Raw genomic sequence first — 21965 nt, 5'->3', positions numbered from 1 at the left:
AAGCGCAGCGAAAGCTGCGCTATTATTTGCTTAAGTCTTGAATGAATATACCGCAACTGCAAGCTAATCAGACAGCGCTGGCACCCTTACCCAACCTTCCATTAACACTCTGGCACTACGACTCATAACAACCTTGCTCACCGTCCATTTATCATGTTCTAAGCTTGCTTCAGCGCCTACTGTCAAGGTACCTGATGGATGAGCAAAAGTTACCGAACTAATATCAGTTTTACCGGTAGCAAGCGCAACTAAAGTGCCTGGAATTGATGCCGCCGAGGCAATGGCGACAGCAGCCGTGCCCATCATGGCATGATGTAATTTCCCCATAGACAATGCCCGTACTTGTAAATCAATCTCATCTGCTGCGATGTTCTTACCGCTTGAAGTAACATAATCTTGAGCGGGGGCAACAAAGGCTATTTTAGGGGTATGCTGACGTGTTTTCGCCTCAGCAATATCACTAATCAAACCCATTTTAACCGCACCATAGGCACGAATAGTTTCAAAACGCGCTAGTGCCTCTTCATCGGAGTTAATCGCGTCTTGCAGCTCTGTACCGGTATAACCTAACGCCTCAGCATTTAAGAATATGGTCGGAATGCCAGCAGTGATCATGGTTGCTTGAAAAGTACCAATGCCCGGCACTTCAAGTTCATCAACTAAGTTACCGGTAGGAAACATAGCTTCAGAGGGGTCAACCGGTGCAATGAATTCAACCGGCACCTCTGCCGCAGGAAACGTCACGCCATCAAGCTCAAAGTCACCGGTTTCTTGCACTTGTCCATTACTGATAGGTACATGGGCAATAATGGTTTTTTGGATGTTCTTCTGCCAAATACGTACAGTACAAACACCATTATCGGGAATTCGGCTTGCTGCCACCAATCCCGAACTTATCGCGAAAGAGCCAACCGCTGCGGTTAAGTTACCGCAATTACCTGACCAATCGACAAAGGGTTTATCAATAGCAACCTGGCCAAATAGATAATCAACATCGTGATCTGCTTGTTCACTGATTGAAATAATAGCAGTTTTACTGGTACTTGAGGTTGCGCCGCCCATACCATCGGTTTGTTTACCGTAGGGATCAGGGCTACCGATAACGCGTAATAACAAGGCATCACGAGCACTGCCAGCTACCTGACAATCTTCAGGCAAGTCGGTTAAATTAAAAAATACACCTTTTGATGTACCACCACGCATGTAGGTTGCTGGGATTTTTATTTGTGGCGCATGTATTTTAGTGACTAATGACATAGCTCACTCCTGAAATAATTTTGGCTCTGTTAGCTTTAGTATTTCTGCGCAAACACGCAAGACGCATGAACTCTTCCATGAGGCTCGACACAAGCATCCATGCTTGTGAAGCTTGCTTATTTGCATCCGCAACACTAAAACAAATCTACCACCGGAGCTTTTGACTTCAGTTATAGAGAACATAGCCATTAATTTAATATAAAAAGCTGCAACTTTTATTACTGCTTAAAGAAAATCATACAGAGTTGATTTTCATAAGAGGGGTTTTAGTGTTTTAACAAGGCTAAAGCGCGGAATTGACGAACGTCAATGAGCACTTCTAACGTAGTTAAAACGCTAAAAGACCATTTAGGCATTAGATTTAAGAAAATCATTGGCAAACTTTTGCAATACCCCACCGGCGGCGTATACCGAAACTTCGTCAGCGGTATCTAAACGACATTTCACTGGGATGTTAATTATTTCACCATTTCGACGCGTCATAATGACAGTCATTGCCCCACCTGGTGAAATACCTTTAACATGAGTGTCTTCAACATCGTACGTTTCGCTGCCGTCAATGTTATAGCTATGGCGAGTATCACCGTTGGTAAATTCTAAAGGTAATATCCCCATACCCACTAGGTTAGTGCGGTGAATACGCTCGAAACCTTCAGAAATGATAACTTCAACACCGGCTAAACGCACACCTTTTGCCGCCCAATCACGTGAAGAGCCTTGACCGTAGTCAGCACCGGCAATTATGATTAATGGCTGTTTGCGTTCCATGTAGATTTCAATGGCTTCCCACATGCGTGATTCAGTGCCTTCAGGCTCAATACGAGTGAGAGAGCCTTGCTTGACTTTACCGTTTTCGTCCCTACACATTTCATTGAAAAGTTTCGGGTTGGCAAAGGTGGCACGTTGTGCCGTTAAGTGATCGCCCCTGTGAGTGGCGTATGAGTTAAAGTCGGCTTCAGGTAGACCCATTTTAGCGAGGTAGGCACCCGCAGCACTGTCTAATTGAATAGCATTTGAGGGTGATAAATGATCTGTAGTGATGTTATCGCCAAGCACCGCTAATGGCACCATACCTTTCATGGTGCGAACACCGGCCAATGCACCCGGCCCCTCGGTATTCCAGTAAGGAGGACGACGAATATAAGTACTGGTTTCATCCCAATCATATAATGGGCTTTCAGCTGGTTCAAAGGCACCTAAATCAAACATGGGTTCATAAACCTTCTTGAATTGCTCAGGCTTGACACATGAAGCAACAATTGCATCAATTTCTTCATCCGCTGGCCAAATATCTTTCAAGGTAATATCGTTACCCTGTTGATCTTGACCTAGAATGTCTTTTTCAATATCAAAACGTATGGTACCGGCAATAGCATAAGCAACAACTAATGGCGGTGATGCTAAGAAAGCTTGTTTTGCATGCGGATGAATACGACCATCAAAGTTACGGTTACCTGATAATACCGCGGTAGTGTATAAATCACGGTCGATAATTTCTTGCTGAATTTTTGGCTCTAACGCGCCACTCATACCATTACAGGTAGTACAGGCGTAACCTACTATACCAAAGCCTAATTTTTCCATTTCACTGAGCAGACCTGCTTCTTCTAAATACAGTTTCGCTACTTTAGAGCCCGGCGCAAATGATGTTTTTACCCAAGGTTTACTTACTAAACCTAATTCATTAGCCCGTTTAGCCACCAGACCCGCGGCAACAACGTTACGTGGATTTGAGGTATTGGTACATGAGGTGATCGCAGCGATAATTACCGCACCATCCGGCAGTTGACCATTGGCTTCTTGTGCTTTACAAACATCTAAATTTTTCGCAATGTCTTTCGACACTAGATCAGCGGTCGCTAAACGACGATGCGGATTTGAAGGTCCGGCTAAGTTACGACAGACAGTTGATAAATCAAATTCGATAACACGAGGGTACTGTACTTCTTTTAGGTCATCAGCCCAAAGACCGGTATGTTTAGCATAAATTTCAACCAGTTTGATTTGCTCTGGATCACGACCGGTAATTTTCAAGTAATCAATGGTTTGTTCATCAATGTAGAACATACCGGCTGAGGCACCGTACTCTGGCGTCATGTTTGAGAGTGTTGCCCGGTCACCTATGGTTAAGTTTTTAGTACCTTCACCGAAAAACTCTAAGTAAGCAGAGACAACTTTCTCATTACGTAAAAATTCTGTGATGGCTAAGACCATATCGGTCGCCGTAATACCGGGCTGACACTTGCCCGTTAACTTAACACCAATAATGTCGGGTAAACGCATCATAGAGGGTTGACCCAGCATAACTGTTTCAGCTTCTAGGCCACCAACACCAATGGCAAGAACCCCGAGACAATCTATATGTGGTGTATGAGAATCGGTGCCAACACAAGTATCAGGGAAAGCAATGCCGTCACGCGCTTGAATAACTGGCGACATTTTTTCTAAGTTGATTTGATGCATAATACCGTTACCAGCGGGAATAACATCAACGTTTTTAAAGGCTGTTTTAGTCCATTCAATGAAATGAAAACGCTGTTCATTACGGCGATCTTCAATGGCACGGTTTTTAGCCAACGCTTGAGGATCAGAGCCAGAAGCCTCAACGGCTAAAGAGTGATCGACTATTAATTGTGTCGGTACCACTGGGTTTACTTTTGAGGGATCGCCACCTTGCTCGGCAATAGCGTCACGAAGACCAGCCAAATCGACTAAGGCGGTTTGTCCTAAAATATCATGACAAACAACTCTTGCCGGATACCATGGAAAATCAAGGTCTTGCTTAACTTCGATAATTTGCTTTAATGAATCGGTAAGTATCGCCGGATCACATTTACGCACTAATTGCTCAGCAAGTATGCGTGAAGTGTAAGGTAATTTAACGTAAGAGCCTGGTTTAATGGCTTCGATAGCTGCACGCGTATCATAAAAATCTATGGTCGCGCCCTTATTTTTATAACCGGGCAACGGTTTGCGGTATTGGTAATTCATAATTAAATCCAGGAAACATTGCTAATAAACAATTGTTAAAAAATAAAGGCATTAATTCAAAACAGAACAAATACCTTTATATATAATCTAGACGACGGAATTTGCTTTGAGTTCAAGGCGGATAATACGACGTATAGTGCACTATCCGAGTTGCCTTTACTTAAAAATAAGCAACGACAAAATCAGAGCAAATACCCAGTCTCTCCTACCTCTTTTCGATAGCGACAACCTTACGTGGCTCACTGCCAGTGTAATCAGCACTGGGTCTGATGATACGGTTATTTGAGCGCTGTTCCATTACGTGTGCTGCCCAACCGGTTAATCGTGAACAGACAAAAATAGGGGTAAATAATTTTGTTGGTATACCCATGTAATTATAGGTTGAGGCATGGAAGAAATCAGCATTACAGAAGAGTTTCTTGCTATCCCACATATATTCTTCACACGCGACAGAAATATCATAAAGTGAAGTATCTCCATTTTCTTCAGCCAGCTTTTCAGACCAGGCTTTAATAATGACATTACGTGGGTCACTCGTGCGGTATATCGCATGACCAAAGCCCATGATTTTCTCTTTTCGCGCTAACATGCCGGCCATTTTCTCTTTAGCATCACTCGGTGAAGTAAAGCTCAGAATCATATCCATAGCCGCTTCATTAGCACCACCATGAAGTGGTCCACGTAACGTACCTATCGCAGCAGTGATACAAGAAAACATATCAGATAAGGTAGAAGCACAGACCCGGGCAGTAAATGTTGAGGCGTTAAATTCATGCTCAGCATATAAAATCAATGATACATCCATAACCCGTTGATGTTGCTTGGACGGACTTTCACCCTTTAATAAACGGAGAAAGTGTCCAGCAAGGGAAGTTTCAGAGGATTGACAATCAATTTCTACGCCATCATGGCTGTATTTATACCAGTAACACATGATCGCTGGGAAAGCGGCTAATAAGCGATTTGCTGCGTTATTTTGCTGGCTAAAGTCACCTTCTGGCTCTAAGTTACCTAAAAAAGAACAACCCGTACGCATAACATCCATTGGGTGAGTATCTTTAGGGATAAGTTTTAATACCGCTTTTAATGCCTCGGGTAAATCACGTAACGATTTTAGCTCTGCTTGATATGCAGTTAATTGTGTTTGGTTTGGTAATTCACCGTTGAATAATAAATAGGCAACTTCTTCAAAGGTTGAATTTTCGGCTAAATCTGCAATATCATAACCACAATAGGTTAAGCCTGAGCCTGATTTTCCTACCGTACAAAGGGCGGTTTCACCGGCACTTTGTCCACGAAGGCCAGCGCCACTGTTCGGTTTTTTCGCAACACTTTTCTCTTCAGTTGTCTCTGTCATGATTTTTTCCTCATTTGATAATATTTTAGCAATTTTTTATGTACGCACTGCTGACATTATTGGAGCTTATAAGCACTCTTGGGTCAGTTTTTAGCTTGGTAAGGTGCGAGTAATTATTTCTGAGCTTTCTCTTGAGCAAAAAGCGCATCAAGCTTTTGTTCGTAGTCGTGATAACCTAGGTAGTCATATAAATCCATACGGGTTTGCATGTTATCAATTTCAGCTTTTTGATCGCCATCGGCTAGTATGGTTTTATAAACAGACTCTGCCGCTTTGTTCATCGCACGAAAGGCTGAAAGTGGATAAAGCACCATGGCACAGCCCCACTCGCCTAGTTGTTCTTTATTCCATAACTCGGTTTGACCAAATTCAGTGATATTAGCCAGTACAGGTACATCAAGGGCTTCAGTAAAAGCACGGTAATGCGCTTCGGTTTTTATCGCTTCAGCAAAAATACCATCAGCACCGGCAGCAACATATGCTTTCGCACGTTCAATGGCAGCTTCTAAGCCTTCCTTAGCAAATGAGTCAGTTCTCGCCATGATAAAAAAATCACTGTCTATGCGAGCATCTACAGCCGCTTTAATACGGTCAACCATTTCTTGGGTTGAGACAATTTCTTTATTTGGTCGGTGGCCACAGCGTTTTTGCGCAACTTGATCTTCAATGTGCACAGCAGCAGCACCGGCTTTTTCCATATCACGAATCGTTTTAGCAATATTAAATGCGCCACCCCAGCCGGTATCAATATCCACCAATAGAGGTAAGCTCGAAGCACTGGTAATTCTTTGTACATCTGCAATAACATCATTCAATGATGTCATACCTAGATCAGGTAAACCGTAAGACGCATTGGCAACCCCGCCACCCGATAAATAAATAGCCTGGTGACCAAGTTGCTCAGCCATCATGGCGCAATAGGCGTTTATGGTACCAACGACTTGTAAAGGTTTATTGTTTTCTAGGGCAAGACGAAATTTTTTACCCGGTGAAACAGTTTTTGTTGATAGACGTTCTGACATCTTAGGTCTCCTGTGATTCTTGCTCGGCTTTTTGCAGAGCAATTTTATTTTCAATATTTTTACGTGAAGCCGCAATATGACGGCGCATTAATAACTCGGCAAGCTCACCATCTCTATCACTGATTGCTTGAATTATATTTGAGTGCTCGGTAAATGCACGGGTAGCTCTTGGGCTATGCATACCAAATTGACAACGATACATACGAACTAAATGATATAACTGGCCACAAATAAGATTGATTAGCTGCTGATTATGACTGCCCAGAATAACTTTATAGTGAAAATCAACATCCCCTTCTTCTTGGTAGTAAGACACACCGTCTTGCAGGGCTTTATCGCCGGCATGTTGAGTGAGCATATTTTTCATATGCGCTATCTCTTCATCGGTCATATTCAGCGCAGCTTGTCGACACGCCATGCCTTCAAGCGCTTCTCGCGTGATATATAACTCGAGTAAACCCTCTATGGTGCAAGCCACTACGCGTGAGCCTATATTGGCCTTGCGCTCTATTAAGTGACATTTTTCCAGACGATTTAATGCTTCACGCAAAGTTGAGCGACTAATTTTATAGTGCTTAGCAAGCTCAGGCTCACTAATTTTGCTACCGGCGGCCATATCACCTTCAACAATGGCATGTTGCAGCTGTTCAAAGACCTTGTCGGCTGTGGTCACTGCCGCTTGTTTTGTTGGGTTTTGTAAGAACATAGTCTGTCTTTTAAGCCTAGATATAATAGTTAACATACATTGTCGAAACACAACTATTGTCGACAAACATCACAATATAAATCAATAATATCGTAAATATCGGATTAATCAAGTGGACCTAAGTATAATTGTCGACAATTCTTAAGAGTGGTATTGCTTAACTGTAAATTTTTCTGAGCAGAGCTGAGCTAAAAGTGAGGGTTAGAGCTAAGGAAAAAAATGATAACAAGTAAATAAAACTCATGCCTTAATGGGCTTATTTCACTATTTAATGCTATTGGACTAGCACTGCCCTACTGATAGCAATAGGGTATAGGCTCTGGTCAATGATTATCGATTATCAACAAGACTTTCCTTTTCGACAGCCAGTGGTAACTAATTAGCTGACTCAAAACTTAAAATGATGAATTAGCTTGGCTTAAAAATTTAAGTTCTTCCGCCGTCGATTGTCGGTTTAAGATACGGTTACGGTGTGGATAGCGGCCAAATCGCTCAATAATGTCTTGATGTTTTAATTCAAATTCAACATTGTTAGCAATGCCATTAGCTGTGTAGAGTTCAACCGCATCCCGATGTATTGATAACGATTCACTGTGCATAAATGGCATATATAAAAAGCTCTTCTCTATTGGCTTGAGGACTTTATCGGCACCAACCGTAATGGCTTCTTGGGCAAGCGCTAAGGCAAGGCCATCATAGGCAAAGGCTTGTGCCGTATCTCGGTACATATTACGCGAGAACTGATCGAGAATAATTATTTCAGCCAGTCGTCCATGTGCTGTTTCCCGCCAAGGTGCTAACTCACATTGTTTTGCTGCATTATGAATACCAAGAAATTTTTCTGTTATGGTATTATCAAAAGCAATATCTTTCAGCCACCAACTGGCAGATTTTATCTCTCTAAACCAAAAATCGAGCACGGCTTGATAGGTCATCTAACTATCCTTGTTTTATTTAATATTACGCTTAGCGACTTATTCAGCGTTTTTCTCTTCGCTTTGCTGATATAACTCTAACGGCAAGCCATCTGGGTCACTAAAAAAGGTAAACTTTTTACCGGTATATTCATCCACTCTTATCGGCTCAACATCAATACCTAAACGTGTTAAATGCTGAGCAACCGGCTCACCCTGGCAAGCGCCCTTAATAGGATAGTTAATTTCGTTCACATTAGGTCCTTATTTATTTTAAATTTAAATAAGTATTAACCAAAGTAAGATTACAAAGTTAAAAAATATTCTGCCAACACCAACAAAAAAATAATTACTAAATTTTAAGCAAAAAAAAACCCACGCAATATTTACATATTGCGTGGATTTTCTCATATAGTTCACTGCTCTTTTAGTACATTAAAAGGAAGTGGTATCCCTAAGGGGATTCGAACCCCTGTTACCGCCGTGAAAGGGCAGTGTCCTAGGCCTCTAGACGATAGGGACAATGATTTATTTAACTATTACTTTTACAAGTAATAAAAATAATTTCAAACTATCTAGCAGATTTCTCCGCTGAGTTAATTAGACCAAGACTTCAATAGTAGAACTTTTATCATAGAAGTAAAATTGGAAAAACTAAAACTCTAAATCCTTATTTCAAGCGCCTCATATAAACAAGACGCACAGTAATAAGATAACTGCATGTTCTCTTTCATCATGCCTTTATCAGATATGAATAAAAGTGGTATCCCTAAGGGGATTCGAACCCCTGTTACCGCCGTGAAAGGGCAGTGTCCTAGGCCTCTAGACGATAGGGACAAAGAACTAGCTAATAGCTATTTCAGAACAACGCTTAATGTTTTATAAGTTAAGCAACTTATTTATGCTCTCTTTTATCATGCCTTTAACAGATATGAATAAAAGTGGTATCCCTAAGGGGATTCGAACCCCTGTTACCGCCGTGAAAGGGCAGTGTCCTAGGCCTCTAGACGATAGGGACAAAGAACTAGCTTGCCGAAGTAAACTTCGTGCTGCTATTTCAGAACAACGCTTAATTTTTTATAAGTTTAAGCAACTTATTTATGCTCTCTTTCATCATGCCTTTAACAGATATGAATAAAAGTGGTATCCCTAAGGGGATTCGAACCCCTGTTACCGCCGTGAAAGGGCAGTGTCCTAGGCCTCTAGACGATAGGGACAAAGAACTAGCTTGCCGAAGTAAACTTCGTGCTGCTATTTCAGAACAACGCTTAATGTTTTATAAGTTTAAGCAAACTTAATTGCCTTTACTGATGATTTATATAACAAACCAAAAGATAAAGAAAATAGTGGTATCCCTAAGGGGATTCGAACCCCTGTTACCGCCGTGAAAGGGCAGTGTCCTAGGCCTCTAGACGATAGGGACACAAATTAGTGTTTACATTATAAATAATATTAACAAACCAATTAAACTATCTATTTTTCGCTAGTGATAACTTGACAGTTAACCTTAACAAAAAACCTAATATGGTGGAGCTATGCGGGATCGAACCGCAGACCTCTTCGCTGCCAGCGAAGCGCTCTCCCAGCTGAGCTATAGCCCCGAAATATTCGAGCAATTTAATAACTGGCCTAATAGCCATTAAATTATGTTCTCAACCAGTGGACCTAACACTTGCTGAAAACGAGGCGCATTATGAGCAGCAGCTAAGAAACTGTCAACACTTATTTGTAAAAAATAGCATTTAATTAGTAAGTAAGGCCTAAACTGATCGCATAATGAGCAAGCTGCTTATTTATTGCCTTATTTTAACTAACTCTCTGTAATGTCGGTATAATTATTAACCACATAAAAAGCATTGGCGGTAGTTAAGCATTACTGCCCTTACTTTTTCAGGTTAACTCACCCTATTGCCATCATCTGACTATAGAGAGATTATATAACCTAGCTTTAGTTACTTTATCTTTTTGTTATTTAGCGGTATGGTTTATATAACTTAGCCATACCATAACGAAAACCGTATGCAGCTCAAAAAACTTAACATAGTCGCTATTGGCGGCGGACACGGTTTAGGACGTGTATTATCCACCCTATCCTTTATGGGCCATAAACTCACTGGGATTGTCACCACCACAGATAATGGCGGCTCAACTGGCCGATTAAGAAAAAGAAGTAGCACTATTGCTTGGGGTGACTTACGTAACTGTTTAACCGAGCTAGTCGATGATAACTCTATTGGTAGTCAACTATTCAATTTTCGCTTTGACGGTAATGATGAGTTAGGTGGTCATAACCTAGGTAACTTAATTCTGTACGGGTTAGGTAAAGTACAATCAAGCCCGATGGACTCTATCAAATTAGTGCGCCGTATTTTGCGGGTAAAAACACAAGTATTACCTATGTCTGAAACGCCAACAGATTTAATGGCTTTCTATCCTGAGGGGCGCTGTCGTCTCGGTGAGCTTTCTGTTGATGAAATGCCGATAATGCCAACAGACCTAATGTTAGCACCCTTAGTTAAGTCAGTTACGCCCTGTATTGAGGCCATTGCTAATGCTGACCTGATCATTTTAGGTCCAGGTAGCTTCTTGACCAGTATTGTGCCACCGCTGTTAGTCAGAGATATCGCCAAAGCATTAGATAAGCGTAAAGGACATTGTGTTTTTATTGATAATATAGTCGCTGAGCAAAGTCCAGCCGCTAAATTAACTCTAGATGAAAGACTTAGCTGGATTGAACATAATATTGGCTGTTTGCCAATTGACAGTGTAATTTGTCAAGATGAGCGTATACATTCAGACAAGGTCAATGTGATTTGCCAAGATTTAGCCCACAATAAAGTGGCCCATCACCATGACAATGAAAAGCTGATTCACGCCCTAGAAACATGCGTAAAACAATTTACTAGTGCGGCTAAAATAGAAACAGCGAGTTAATAACTCGCTGTTTCTTATTGTTTATGCTGGCCGTTTAAGTGCTTTTAAGCGCCCTAAACGACATCATCTTCACTGATACGGCTGGCCACAGCTCCTTTTTGGTTTTTATATTTCGCATCTGCACGTTTGTTATAGGGACGGGCAGCACTGGATGACATGGTCTCAAAGTTTAATGCGGCTATCGTCATTTTTGGGCGCAGCGCTAGCGGTAATTTGCCACTGTTAAAAAACTCTAGTACGATTTGACCAGACCAACCGGGATCGATGCGATGCGCTGTCACGTGCACCATCAGCCCTAAACGTGCTAATGATGAACGACCGTCCAGCCAACCCACAATATTATCCGGTAGGGTTACTGATTCATAAGTCACGGCTAAGGCCAACTCACCTGGGTGTAAAAAGAACGCATCACCATCGGCAATATAAATTTCATCACTCATAACCGCATCCAGCGCTTTTTGCACTTCGGCTTTTGGTGCACTCAAATCAATATAAGGCGCGGTATGATCTTGAAAAACTCTAAATTCATTGCCTAAGCGAATATCAACACTGACGCCAGAGATCATCGACGGGTCAGGTCTTGGCTCAATAATGATCTTTCCCTCATCAAGGCATTTTTCTATATCTTTATCACTTAATCTCATAATGGCTTTTATTTACCTTATTACACTGAAGCTTATATTGCTTTTGTGGTTACTGTTGCGGTTAATGGGCTGGCATTATCACACTGTAAAAATAACTGCGCCGAAATATTACGCGCTATTTTACGGTAATAACTGGCGATTTCACCCGTGCTATGTTCAAAAACGTCTGATTCACCAAAATCAGCGTCCTGTCGAATGGCAATATCTAAAGGTATTTGCCCTAATAATTTACTTTGCTGATCTTTTGCCATCTGCTCAGCACCGGCTTCACCAAAAATATAACTTTGATGACCGCAGTGTTCACAGATGTGGTAGCTCATGTTCTCAATAATGCCTAATACCGGTACTTTAACCTTATCAAACATGGCAATGCCTTTTACCGCATCAATTAAGGCTATATCTTGTGGTGTTGTCACTATCACCGCAGCGGCTACCGGCACTTTTTGCGCTAACGTTAATTGAATATCCCCAGTACCTGGTGGCATATCAATTAATAAGTAATCAAGCTCTGGCCAATCGGTTTCATTCAATAGCTGATTAAACGCAGTGCTGGCCATTGGGCCACGCCAAACGGTGGCATCAGCTTCATCGACTAAAAAACCAATCGACATGGCACTTATGCCATTGGCATTAAGTGGCATCATCAGCTTGCCATCACTCGAGCTAGGTTTTTCATTTTTAAGGCCAAGCATAGTGGGTATTGACGGGCCGTATATATCAGCATCTAAAATGCCCACCTTAGCGCCTTCAGCCATTAAGGCATAAGCAATATTAACCGTGGTGGTCGATTTCCCTACCCCACCCTTGCCTGAGGCGATGGCAATAATATTGGCAATGTTACCTTGTGACGTACTGCCTTGCTCAGCTTTATTTTTATCGCTACCCAGACAGAATTGGCGCACCGGCTTTATCGCTAATTCTACCTTAACCGTCACTGTGCGAGCCAAATTATCACTTAACGATTGTGCGATTAGATCTAACTCACCTTGGCAGACAAAGGGCATGAGGAGATCGATGATAATATTTTTATGCTTCGGCTTTTGACTTTGAGTAACGCTAAACTGTAAACAAACCGCGAGCACACCCTGTGGAAAGTTATCAGAAATATAATGCGTTAAGGACTCTTTAATCAGTTGCTCTATTTCAATCGCGTTAAGTGTTTCGTCATTTGATTTTACGTCCGTTTTTGCGGTTAGTTTCGAGAAAAATTTACCAAACTTTTTACTAAACATAGTGACTTGCAGACCTTAATAAGAGAAATTACGAAATTAGTTGCATTCAACTAATGAAAATCATTACTAAATTCTGTACTATTGCCGACATTATTACCATCAAAAAACAACTATTTTTCATGTCTGACACTACTTTATCTGCAGCTACAGCAAACTCTTCACTACAAAAACGTAAAATTTTAGTTACTTGTGCCCTACCCTATGCCAATGGCTCTATTCATTTAGGTCACTTACTTGAACATATTCAAACGGATATTTGGGTACGATTTCAACGCATGCGTGGCCATGAAATCTATTTTGTTTGTGCGGATGATGCGCACGGCACACCGATTATGCTTAAAGCACAAGAGCTTGGTATTACCCCTGAAGAAATGATCAATGGCGTACGTGAAGAGCATATGGCGGATTTTGCTGATTTTCATATCAGCTTTGATAACTATCACTCGACCCATTCTGAAGAAAATAAAATCTTAGCCAATGAAATTTATAATAAATTACACGCTAAGGGCCATATTAAAACCCGTACTATCTCTCAGCTTTATGATCCAGAAAAAGGCATGTTCCTGCCAGACCGTTTTATTAAAGGCACTTGCCCTAAATGTAAAAGCGAAGATGAAAACGGTGATAGCTGTGATAATTGTGGTGCTACCTATTCACCCACCGAAGTATTAAACCCACGTTCGGTTATTTCAGGCGCAACACCGATATTAAAAGACTCTGAACATTATTTCTTTGACTTACCCGCTTTTGAAGGCATGTTACAAGAGTGGATTCGCTCTGGCGCTTTGCAAGAAGAAATGGCCAATAAATTATCCGAATGGTTCGATCAAGGTTTAAGACAGTGGGATATCAGTCGCGATGCACCTTATTTTGGTTTTGAAATTCCAAATGCACCAGGCAAGTTCTTCTATGTGTGGTTAGACGCACCTATTGGCTATATGGGCAGTTTTAAAAACTTATGTAATAAAGATAGCAGCATAGATTTTGATAGCTTCTGGAAGGAAGACTCTGATGCTGAGCTTTATCACTTTATTGGTAAAGATATCATTTATTTCCATAGTTTATTTTGGCCGGCCGTACTTGAAGGTGCTGGTTACCGTAAACCAACGGCAGTATTCGCTCATGGTTTTGTTACCGTTAACGGCGCTAAAATGTCTAAATCAAAAGGTACCTTTATCAAAGGTCGTACCTACCTAGATCATTTAAACCCAGAGTATTTACGTTATTACTACGCGGCTAAATTAACCAATCGCATTGATGATTTAGATCTTAACCTTGAAGATTTTGCTCAACGGGTTAATTCAGACTTGGTCGGTAAAGTGGTTAATATCGCCTCACGCTGTGCCAGCTTTATTTATAAACGCTTTGATGGCATGTTATCAACTACTATTGACGACCAAGCACTGGCCGATGAAGTAATGGCAGCGGGTGATAGTATTGCCGCCCATTATGAGTCACGTGAATTTAGTCGTGGTATGCGCGAAATCATGGCGCTAGCGGATAAAGTGAATGAATATATCGCCATAAAAGAACCATGGCAGTTAATTAAAGACGACAGTAAGCAACAAGAAGTACAAGATATTTGCTCGCTAGGCATAAACATGTTCCGCACGTTAATGATTTACTTAAAACCGGTACTGCCAGTACTTGCCGAAAACACGGCGGCTTTCTTAAATGATGAACTCACCTGGGAAGGCCACAAAACCTTATTAACCGGTCATAAAATCAATAAATTTAAGGCCTTGTTACAACGTGTTGATATGGATAAAGTCAATGCCATGACCGAAGCATCAAAAGACAGCTTAGCGCCGAAAGATGAAAAGAAAAAACCGAAGAAAGCAAAACCAGCGAAAGTCGTTGATAATAGTGCGGCATTAGCTGACCCGGTAGCGGTCGACCCTATCTCTGAAGAAATTCAGTTTGAGGATTTTGCCAAAATTGATTTACGCATTGTCAAAATCATCAATGCTGAGCATGTTGAAAAAGCCGATAAATTACTTAAATTAACCCTAGCGCTTGGTGATGAAGATGGCTGTGAAACTCGTCAAGTTTTTGCCGGCATTAAATCAGCTTATCAACCGGAAGACCTTATTGGTAAACATACGGTCATGGTCGCCAACTTAGCGCCTCGTAAAATGCGCTTTGGCATGTCTGAAGGCATGGTACTCGCTGCAGGTCCTGGCGGTAAAGACCTATGGATATTAAATCCAGATGATGGTGCTAAAGCAGGTATGCGGGTTAAATAATGTATCGCTAGGACTTTAGCCGACGTGTACGCAACTTAGGTAAAAAAGAGTGTTTTAAAAGGTACGGTATTGCACTGTACCTTTTTTATTTCAATCAAGATCCTTGCCGAAGTGGCGAGCATCGTCATTGCCGAAGTGTCGAACATCGTCATTGCCGAAGTGGCAAACATCGTCATTGCCGAAGTGGCGAACATCGTCATTCCCGAAGTGTCTGATCGGGAATCCATTAATCAAAAAATGCCAGAGGCATGAGATGAACAAACACCGGTTAACAAACTTGCCATTATTCGCTTTACTGCCTTTATTAGCCAGTTGTAGTGGTAACTACACCTTTAAAAGTAATGTTACGCCTGACAATGCCGAGCAATACTTTAGTGCCAGTAAAGTTAAAATTTTTAATGATGAAAGTGAGTTTAACTCCGCCTTTCAATATATTGGTCTAGTTGAAGGTGATGATTGTCAAAAGAAGTCATATCTAGCGCCACCTGATGCCATTAATGCTCGAACACAAGCAAGACAAGCCGCTTTTTTACAACAAGCAAACGCTGTTATTTTCACCAGCTGTGTCGATATAGAAACTAAGCACTGTGTCGCGCAAGTGGTTTGTTACGGTAAAGCCTATCGACTAGGCGCTCCTTATAAGGAAATGGAGCAATAAAATGTCAAAAACGTGTGATAGCACTCATCAAGTACAAAGCTTTAAATTTGAGGCCATAGCGACAATAGAATCACCTTATCAAGAAAAATTTGCCATACCACGTCAGCCAAACTTAGTGAGTGCCGCAAAAGGCAAGGTTGTACTCCTTGGAGCTGCCAATAATAGTGAATTAGTCCGAGATATTGAGCAATTTAGTCATTTATGGCTGCTTTTTATTTTTCATGGTACGCAAGCGCAAGGCTGGAAACCATTAGTTCGACCGCCGCGTCTTGGCGGCAATGTAAAAACAGGTGTATTGGCAACACGATCAACCTTTAGGCCAAACCCGATTGGCATGTCTGTGGTTAAACTTGATAAAGTTACCGTGGCACACAAACAAACTATTTTACATATTTCAGGCTTAGACTTACTACACGGCACTCCAATTATTGATATAAAGCCTTATTTACCTTATTCCGATGCAATTATTGATGCCGATGCGGGCTTTGCTCAGCAGCAACCTGATGCTGGCTTAAGCGTGGTATTTAGTAAGCAAGCACAAGCTGATCTAACGCAATACCAAGCAAGACCTGAAGAAAAGTATAGCGAGTTAGCCTTATTGATAGAACAGGTGCTGGCACAAGATCCTCGGCCTGCCTATAAACAGGGTAAAACAGATGATAAGGTTTATGGCATGAGTTTATATGACTTAAACATCCAGTGGCAATTAACCGCTTTGCATACCGTATTAGTGTTAAACATTACTAAAAATCAGAAGATAGTAAGCTAAGGTAAAGAGTTAACTTAAATACTTACTTTAAAGAGACCGCCATGAGCCAATATACCATTATAAAAACAGCTAGTTTAAGCCCCGATTGGCAAGCCATAGATACCATCGCCATTAACAAGTTTCCCTGGTATCAATCAGGTGCTAAACAAGAGACACAAATAAAGCTAAGCGCCAATAACGATACCTTATTTATACAAATTACCGCCCAAGACAACTACAGCTATGCCAAGCAAACTGAACTCAACCATATGTTAATTTGTCAAGATTCTTGTGTGGAGTTTTTCTTCAGCCCTTCAGGTGTATTGGGCAGTAGTTACGTTAATTTAGAAGTAAATTGTTGCGGCACCTTGCACCTAGCTTATGGCCCTGGCCGGGATAAACGTCAATTTATCAGCCTCGAAGCAGCCAGCTTAATACAACGTATCACAAGTATTACTAGTCCGGTAAAATTCGAAACTGACCACGATAATGAATGGACGGTTGAAATTGCCCTGCCCTTTGCCGCTATCGAGCAACTGACAGGCGAAAAAGTGAATAAAGATAAATGGTTTGGCAACTTCTACCGATGTGGCGGCAGAACTGAGCCACAATACGCGGTATGGCATAATATCGATGTGCCAGAGCCGGATTATCATAGACCTGAGCACTTTGGTGAATTAGTATTTATTTAACCTTTAAATAGCGTTTATATCAATATCCTACCAAGGTATCTGGCTCGCAATAAATAATGATACTGCTGTCCGTTAAAACGGAGGGAAACAAGCGCCTGCTTAAGTAACTCATAGTTGGTTAACATGTTGCTGCCAGTAACAACATATCGCCATTTTTGCATTAATTCAACATCAACCTAGTCGATGAAGTGCACAAATTTTATTATTGGACGGATCACGTAAATACGCTAAATATAATTTCCCAATAGTTCCCTCACGTACCCCGGGAAGATCCTCACAAGCAGTGCCGCCATGCGCGATACCAGCTGCATGCCAAGCATCAACTATATCTGCGGTCTTTGCTGAAAAACCAATAGTAGAGCCATTACCATGACAAGCAGGCTCGCCATTTATAGGTTTACTGAGGGCAAAAACACCACTTTTAGTAAAATAAAAGCAACGTCCTTTTTCATCAATTACTCCTGGTTCATAACCCATAGCGGCTAAAATTGCATCATAAAATATTTTCGATTCTTGTACATCATTTGCACCAATCATAATATGACTGAACATTTTGTTTCTCCTCGTTATAAAATAGATCCACCGCCATGGCTGAACGCTGAAGGTGGCGAAAATTGGTTAGCTATTTACCCTATAAAACAGGTGCCCGGCTTGTCCAACACCCGAATAAGGTCGCGGCTGTGCGACAGCTGTTTTTATTTGTTATGCGTTTTCCAGCTTTTAGCAAAATTAATTGCTTGTTTTAAGTTTGACCAATTTAAAAGGCTATCTTGATATGAGCCGGCTTTACCTTGAAGATTTATTCCGTATGCTTCAAGGTTCACTATCCTAAGCACAGTATTTAGATTAGAGGGGTTTAAATGAACCGCCCTGGGCGGTGCCACATGCAGGGTGGTGTGGGTCTGGGGGCAGAGACCTCCAGCTACCCGATTATATTTTATTTACTAAGTTTAAAATCTAAATTTCTTACTTTAATATTAACACCAAAGGCCGTTAGTTCTTGATAAAAATCGACGATATTGCATGACTTAATTTGCTTACAAATTATGCCATATTTTAAAATTGCAGGTTTATCACTTTGTAACGATGCTTTCTTAAGCCAATAAAGTGCTTGATTAAAATCTTTTTTGACATGCTGGCCATTTATGTACATTTCTGCAAGGTTTACTTGTCCAAGTGAATATCCATAATTAGCTGAGCGCTGAAAAAGATCAAAAGCTTCTTTTAAGTTAGTTTCACTATATAGTTGCATAAGGGAAGCTTCACCATAGACATTTTCTTTTTTCCCAGGGAGAAAAAGACCTTTACCATGAATTATTTTTTCTGGACCAACTAAATGACCAAAGAGCTTATTTCTTATTGGTCTTTTAGCTAAGTAAATAGCGCCAGATTGATGCATTTCTTTTATTGCTTTGATTGGCAAGTCGTATCTTTTAGCTTCAAAGTAATCTTTAAAGCTTAAATGCCCATAGCGAATGCTGTTTTCTACGGCATGTTGCCTTAAATAATAAAACCCTCCATAAATTAAAGTAATAATGTCCCCGGTAATATCGACAACCTTAGCTATTCTATATTTTTCTTGAGGCCTTAATTTACCGCTTAACAATCTGAAATCTAAAAAATATATGTCATTCACTTTTGGTTGGGAAATTATTTTAAACGTTTGAATTTTGTCTTTTTGGTATGAATGAAATTTAAAATAACCAAATAATATAACGGCAAGTATTATGATAAGTTTAAAAAGTTGTGGAATAGATGGCAATCTTATATGAATTGCCTTTATGACTACATCATTAACAAACATCTTAAATAATCCTTTAATGCTATTTTGAAATACCTCTACGGTAAATTATTCACCGTAGATGGCAGACCAACGCCTACTTAAGCGGAAAAATATAGTTGGCTATAATGTTTGAGGAACAAAAAACAGCCAACTGTAAATTTTCCGTTTGATGTTCTCGTAGGTGAATTTATCTACCAAAGCTATCTTTTTCTGGAAAATTTTCATGGCCAATAATATTTACATTAGCCACATAGTTAACTCTACCAACACGAGCTACCATTTTCATTTTTTTAGAGCTACGAGATCTTTTTTTGCGTTTAGATGATTTTTTAGTAATTAGGCGGTTTTCGCTACGAATTTCACCAAGATAATGTCCTTGAAAATCAAAAACTTCATCCCCACGAAAAGTAGCTACATGAGTACCATCTTGCAACCTTAATTCATCATTATTTCGAAAGCCAAAAGACTTTCCTTTCCATGTCCACAACCATTGCATTGCTAATACCCCTTTGTATTTACCTATCGCCATTTTAAGCGGCAATTAATAGTGGGCTAAAATGTGTGAGATACGAACAACAGCCCGCTGTTAATTGTCCGACTTAAAAATACTTATTATGTGTAAAGTGCTGATATAATAACTATAAAAAACTAAGTAACAATAGTAAACCTATAATTGCTGCACCAAATAATAGGTACTTACCAAAGGTGGTATTTTCTTCCATAGTCTCTTGATGCTGTGCTTTGAGTTGCGCCAATTGTGAGTTATTAAGCTCAGCGCAATGGTCACATTTATCTAATGACTCAGGGTAATATAATTCACACCTGTCACACCGTTTTTGTTTTGGCTGCTTAGCTCTCAATGCTAGGCTCATACCTACCGACATGACAACACCCTGTTACCCATAACACCTACTTAAGCGAAAATAGAGTTGGCTAAATATTAAAGAACGAAAACAGCCAACTGTAAATTTTCCCTCTTGAACGGCTTGTATGTATTTAATTACCAGTAATAATTTCCCATAAGATGTTAATCCAAAAAAAATCATCATCTTCTGATTTTTTTTTGATGCTTAGCGGCTAATTCATACTCTCTTTGCGCCGCTTGTGGTTGTCCTATTGACTCATAATAACGACCGGCTTTAGCATTACGACTAGACATTTCTTTAAGGTCCGAGCTTGAAGCACAACCACCTAAGATTAGGGACAAAATAATAACAACTTGAAATTTAAACACCTAAAAATCCTTTTATACACCTGAAAATGACTAAACACATCACGAGCCTGTAGAATAACTCGTTTGTTATGAATTACCCCCTTAAAATCGAGGTAACAAATGCATTACCTATATCGAGTTAATAATCTACAGTGCGATATAGGAGCACAAAGTTTTAGCTGTTTTGGCTGAATTAGTTATTCTACAGCCTCAACGCCGTTTTAAGCGGAAAATTACAGTTTGCTAAAATGTTTGAGTGCTTTTGACTAGCACCGATGTATTTCTTGACCCTGTAGTTCTCTTTTTTGGATCATGAAAGGTATCAATAACTTTAAAGGAAGCTTTTCGCATCATTCCTGCGGATGCTAGGTTTTCTTCGTGTCGTTCAATATATACCTTTTCGCATTGCTCATTTTGAGCCAATACGATTGCCTTTTGTAAAAGCGAGCTGCCAATTCCTTTTCCACTATGACTCATACTAACTACCACATCATTAATGTATGCGATAGTGGATAAATCTGAGTATTTACCTAGCATTGAGGGACATGCATCCTTAAAAATCAAAATGGCGAACCCAGCAATTTCATTTTCCTCAGCCAAAACAGCAAGCGCCTTTCCATCACGTATTAGCTGAAACTGTTTATCAATACTTTCATCTGTAATGTAATTCCACTCGTTTGGACCATCTCTGAGTAGAATCTTCCTCATTTGTTTAAAATCTGTTTCATTTAACAGTCTTGAATGTACTTTCATATTCCACCTCTTTCTAGCACATAGCGCCACAATTAAGCGGCTAAGTAATGGTTGGCTAAAATAAGCGACGAATGAGCAAAAACCAACTGTTTTGGTCCTAATTAATTTGCTTATATGCCGTCTAACTCGGATTTAATTTGGATGTTAAAACATGATCTTGCCATGAGCCAGCTATTTTTAAATAAGACTTAGCAAATCCTTCTTTTTGAAAGCCCAATCTATTTAATAGTTTCTTTGACCGTATATTTGATGGAATAAAGTTAGCCATAATTCTGTGTAATTGATATTCATCAAAGACGTATTGAATTGATGTTTGAAGCATTTCAAACATTAGACCTTTACCTTGTTCTTTTTCGCTGATTGAATATCCCAGACTACACGCTTGAAAGGGGCCATGAACAATGTTTGAAAAGGTACACAGACAAATTATTTTTGATTGTTCTTTGTCAAAACCGACAAGAGAAATAGAAGAGCCAGATTTAAATTTTTTAAAGTTGCTTTCTACGCGTTTATGAGTGTATTCCAAACTAAAATACGTTGGTGATCTTGTAGGCTCCCATTGAGATAAATAAATGCGATTTTCATTTTCATATTTTACTAACAACTCAAAGTCGATAGGATTTAAAACAGAAATAATCATATTTTCAGTTTTTAACTCAGGAATAGATTTCAACACAAATATCTCTTAGGCCTCTAACGAGCCTGTAGAATAACTCGTTTTTTAACTTTATGTATAATCGAAATACTCTAACTGGATTATTTTCTTTTAACAATCAAAAACATTTACGTTTTTGGCTATTTTTATTTTTCATCAA

Annotated in this window: 22 protein-coding genes and 6 tRNA genes; 6 read left to right on the top strand and 22 right to left on the bottom strand. The window is 40.2% G+C overall.

Features of this window, described 5'->3' with window-relative positions; all coding sequences use genetic code 11:
* Positions 1-63: 63 nt before the first annotated feature.
* The 13 genes from prpF to CMT41_RS08150 form a co-directional block, all read right to left on the bottom strand.
* Positions 64-1257: a 2-methylaconitate cis-trans isomerase PrpF gene (gene prpF / locus CMT41_RS08210; protein WP_058026983.1), complete on the bottom strand. Its 1194-nt coding sequence runs from the start codon at positions 1255-1257 to the stop codon at positions 64-66.
* Positions 1258-1605: 348 nt separating this feature from the next.
* Positions 1606-4248 carry a Fe/S-dependent 2-methylisocitrate dehydratase AcnD gene (acnD, locus tag CMT41_RS08205; RefSeq protein ID WP_058026982.1) on the bottom strand — a complete coding sequence of 881 codons (2643 nt, stop codon included), beginning with the start codon at positions 4246-4248 and terminating at the stop codon, positions 1606-1608.
* A gap of 205 nt (positions 4249-4453) precedes the next feature.
* Positions 4454-5605, bottom strand: a complete 1152-nt coding sequence (gene prpC / locus CMT41_RS08200) for a bifunctional 2-methylcitrate synthase/citrate synthase (RefSeq protein ID WP_057180847.1) — start codon at positions 5603-5605, stop codon at positions 4454-4456.
* A gap of 113 nt (positions 5606-5718) precedes the next feature.
* On the bottom strand, positions 5719-6627 hold the full coding sequence (gene prpB, locus CMT41_RS08195; protein ID WP_058026981.1) for a methylisocitrate lyase: 909 nt from the start codon (positions 6625-6627) through the stop codon (positions 5719-5721).
* Between the two features lies 1 nt (position 6628).
* Positions 6629-7333, bottom strand: a complete 705-nt coding sequence (locus tag CMT41_RS08190) for a GntR family transcriptional regulator (RefSeq protein WP_057180845.1) — start codon at positions 7331-7333, stop codon at positions 6629-6631.
* Positions 7334-7728: 395 nt separating this feature from the next.
* Entirely contained in the window at positions 7729-8268 is a 540-nt protein-coding gene (locus tag CMT41_RS08185; protein ID WP_058026980.1) for a DUF924 family protein, read from the bottom strand.
* Positions 8269-8307: 39 nt separating this feature from the next.
* The gene (locus CMT41_RS08180) at positions 8308-8502 is read right to left on the bottom strand and encodes a hypothetical protein (RefSeq protein WP_058026979.1); all 195 of its coding nucleotides are present in this window, start codon (positions 8500-8502) and stop codon (positions 8308-8310) included.
* A 191-nt stretch (positions 8503-8693) separates the two neighbouring features.
* Positions 8694-8769: transfer RNA gene (locus CMT41_RS08175), tRNA-Glu, on the bottom strand.
* A 239-nt stretch (positions 8770-9008) separates the two neighbouring features.
* Positions 9009-9084: transfer RNA gene (locus CMT41_RS08170), tRNA-Glu, on the bottom strand.
* A 105-nt stretch (positions 9085-9189) separates the two neighbouring features.
* Positions 9190-9265 (bottom strand) — tRNA-Glu (locus CMT41_RS08165).
* 123 nt (positions 9266-9388) lie between these two features.
* Positions 9389-9464 (bottom strand) — tRNA-Glu (locus CMT41_RS08160).
* Between the two features lie 130 nt (positions 9465-9594).
* Positions 9595-9670: transfer RNA gene (locus tag CMT41_RS08155), tRNA-Glu, on the bottom strand.
* 102 nt (positions 9671-9772) lie between these two features.
* A tRNA-Ala gene (locus CMT41_RS08150) sits at positions 9773-9848 on the bottom strand.
* Positions 9849-10266: 418 nt separating this feature from the next.
* Here CMT41_RS08150 and CMT41_RS08145 point away from each other — a divergent pair.
* On the top strand, positions 10267-11181 hold the full coding sequence (locus tag CMT41_RS08145) for a gluconeogenesis factor YvcK family protein (protein WP_058026978.1): 915 nt from the start codon (positions 10267-10269) through the stop codon (positions 11179-11181).
* A 53-nt stretch (positions 11182-11234) separates the two neighbouring features.
* Here CMT41_RS08145 and dcd read toward each other — a convergent pair whose 3' ends face one another.
* Both dcd and apbC read right to left on the bottom strand, forming a co-directional pair.
* Positions 11235-11825 carry a dCTP deaminase gene (gene dcd / locus CMT41_RS08140; protein ID WP_057180841.1) on the bottom strand — a complete coding sequence of 197 codons (591 nt, stop codon included), beginning with the start codon at positions 11823-11825 and terminating at the stop codon, positions 11235-11237.
* 32 nt (positions 11826-11857) lie between these two features.
* On the bottom strand, positions 11858-13057 hold the full coding sequence (gene apbC / locus CMT41_RS08135; protein WP_082606480.1) for an iron-sulfur cluster carrier protein ApbC: 1200 nt from the start codon (positions 13055-13057) through the stop codon (positions 11858-11860).
* A 119-nt stretch (positions 13058-13176) separates the two neighbouring features.
* Between apbC and metG the strand changes: the two genes are divergently transcribed.
* From metG to CMT41_RS08110, 5 genes are all read left to right on the top strand, one after another.
* A complete protein-coding gene (metG, locus tag CMT41_RS08130) occupies positions 13177-15303 on the top strand; it encodes a methionine--tRNA ligase (RefSeq protein ID WP_058028176.1) in 2127 nt (708 codons plus the stop codon).
* A 69-nt stretch (positions 15304-15372) separates the two neighbouring features.
* On the top strand, positions 15373-15555 hold the full coding sequence (locus tag CMT41_RS08125; protein ID WP_057180840.1) for a hypothetical protein: 183 nt from the start codon (positions 15373-15375) through the stop codon (positions 15553-15555).
* Position 15556: 1 nt separating this feature from the next.
* Positions 15557-15961, top strand: coding sequence for an Rcs stress response system protein RcsF (gene rcsF, locus CMT41_RS08120; RefSeq protein WP_057180839.1), 405 nt, complete (start codon positions 15557-15559; stop codon positions 15959-15961).
* A 1-nt stretch (position 15962) separates the two neighbouring features.
* A complete protein-coding gene (gene tsaA, locus CMT41_RS08115; RefSeq protein WP_058026977.1) occupies positions 15963-16730 on the top strand; it encodes a tRNA (N6-threonylcarbamoyladenosine(37)-N6)-methyltransferase TrmO in 768 nt (255 codons plus the stop codon).
* A 41-nt stretch (positions 16731-16771) separates the two neighbouring features.
* Positions 16772-17401, top strand: a complete 630-nt coding sequence (locus CMT41_RS08110) for a carbohydrate-binding family 9-like protein (RefSeq protein ID WP_058026976.1) — start codon at positions 16772-16774, stop codon at positions 17399-17401.
* A 171-nt stretch (positions 17402-17572) separates the two neighbouring features.
* Here CMT41_RS08110 and CMT41_RS08105 read toward each other — a convergent pair whose 3' ends face one another.
* The 7 genes from CMT41_RS08105 to CMT41_RS08075 form a co-directional block, all read right to left on the bottom strand.
* Positions 17573-17953 carry a VOC family protein gene (locus CMT41_RS08105; protein WP_057180836.1) on the bottom strand — a complete coding sequence of 127 codons (381 nt, stop codon included), beginning with the start codon at positions 17951-17953 and terminating at the stop codon, positions 17573-17575.
* A 385-nt stretch (positions 17954-18338) separates the two neighbouring features.
* Positions 18339-19205 carry a tetratricopeptide repeat protein gene (locus CMT41_RS08100; protein ID WP_058026975.1) on the bottom strand — a complete coding sequence of 289 codons (867 nt, stop codon included), beginning with the start codon at positions 19203-19205 and terminating at the stop codon, positions 18339-18341.
* A gap of 166 nt (positions 19206-19371) precedes the next feature.
* Entirely contained in the window at positions 19372-19713 is a 342-nt protein-coding gene (locus CMT41_RS08095) for a hypothetical protein (RefSeq protein WP_157466314.1), read from the bottom strand.
* A gap of 109 nt (positions 19714-19822) precedes the next feature.
* Positions 19823-20068 carry a hypothetical protein gene (locus CMT41_RS08090; protein WP_058026973.1) on the bottom strand — a complete coding sequence of 82 codons (246 nt, stop codon included), beginning with the start codon at positions 20066-20068 and terminating at the stop codon, positions 19823-19825.
* A gap of 161 nt (positions 20069-20229) precedes the next feature.
* Positions 20230-20418, bottom strand: a complete 189-nt coding sequence (locus tag CMT41_RS08085) for a hypothetical protein (RefSeq protein ID WP_058026972.1) — start codon at positions 20416-20418, stop codon at positions 20230-20232.
* Between the two features lie 222 nt (positions 20419-20640).
* Positions 20641-21150, bottom strand: coding sequence for a GNAT family N-acetyltransferase (locus CMT41_RS08080; protein ID WP_057180831.1), 510 nt, complete (start codon positions 21148-21150; stop codon positions 20641-20643).
* 121 nt (positions 21151-21271) lie between these two features.
* Positions 21272-21826, bottom strand: a complete 555-nt coding sequence (locus CMT41_RS08075) for a GNAT family N-acetyltransferase (protein WP_088568931.1) — start codon at positions 21824-21826, stop codon at positions 21272-21274.
* Between the last annotated feature and the right edge of the window lie 139 nt (positions 21827-21965).

Source organism: Colwellia sp. MT41 (assembly GCF_001444365.1).
GTDB lineage: Bacteria > Pseudomonadota > Gammaproteobacteria > Enterobacterales > Alteromonadaceae > Colwellia > Colwellia marinimaniae.
The sequence above is the reverse complement of the archived record's forward strand: the minus strand, read 5'-3'. Positions and strand labels throughout refer to the sequence as shown.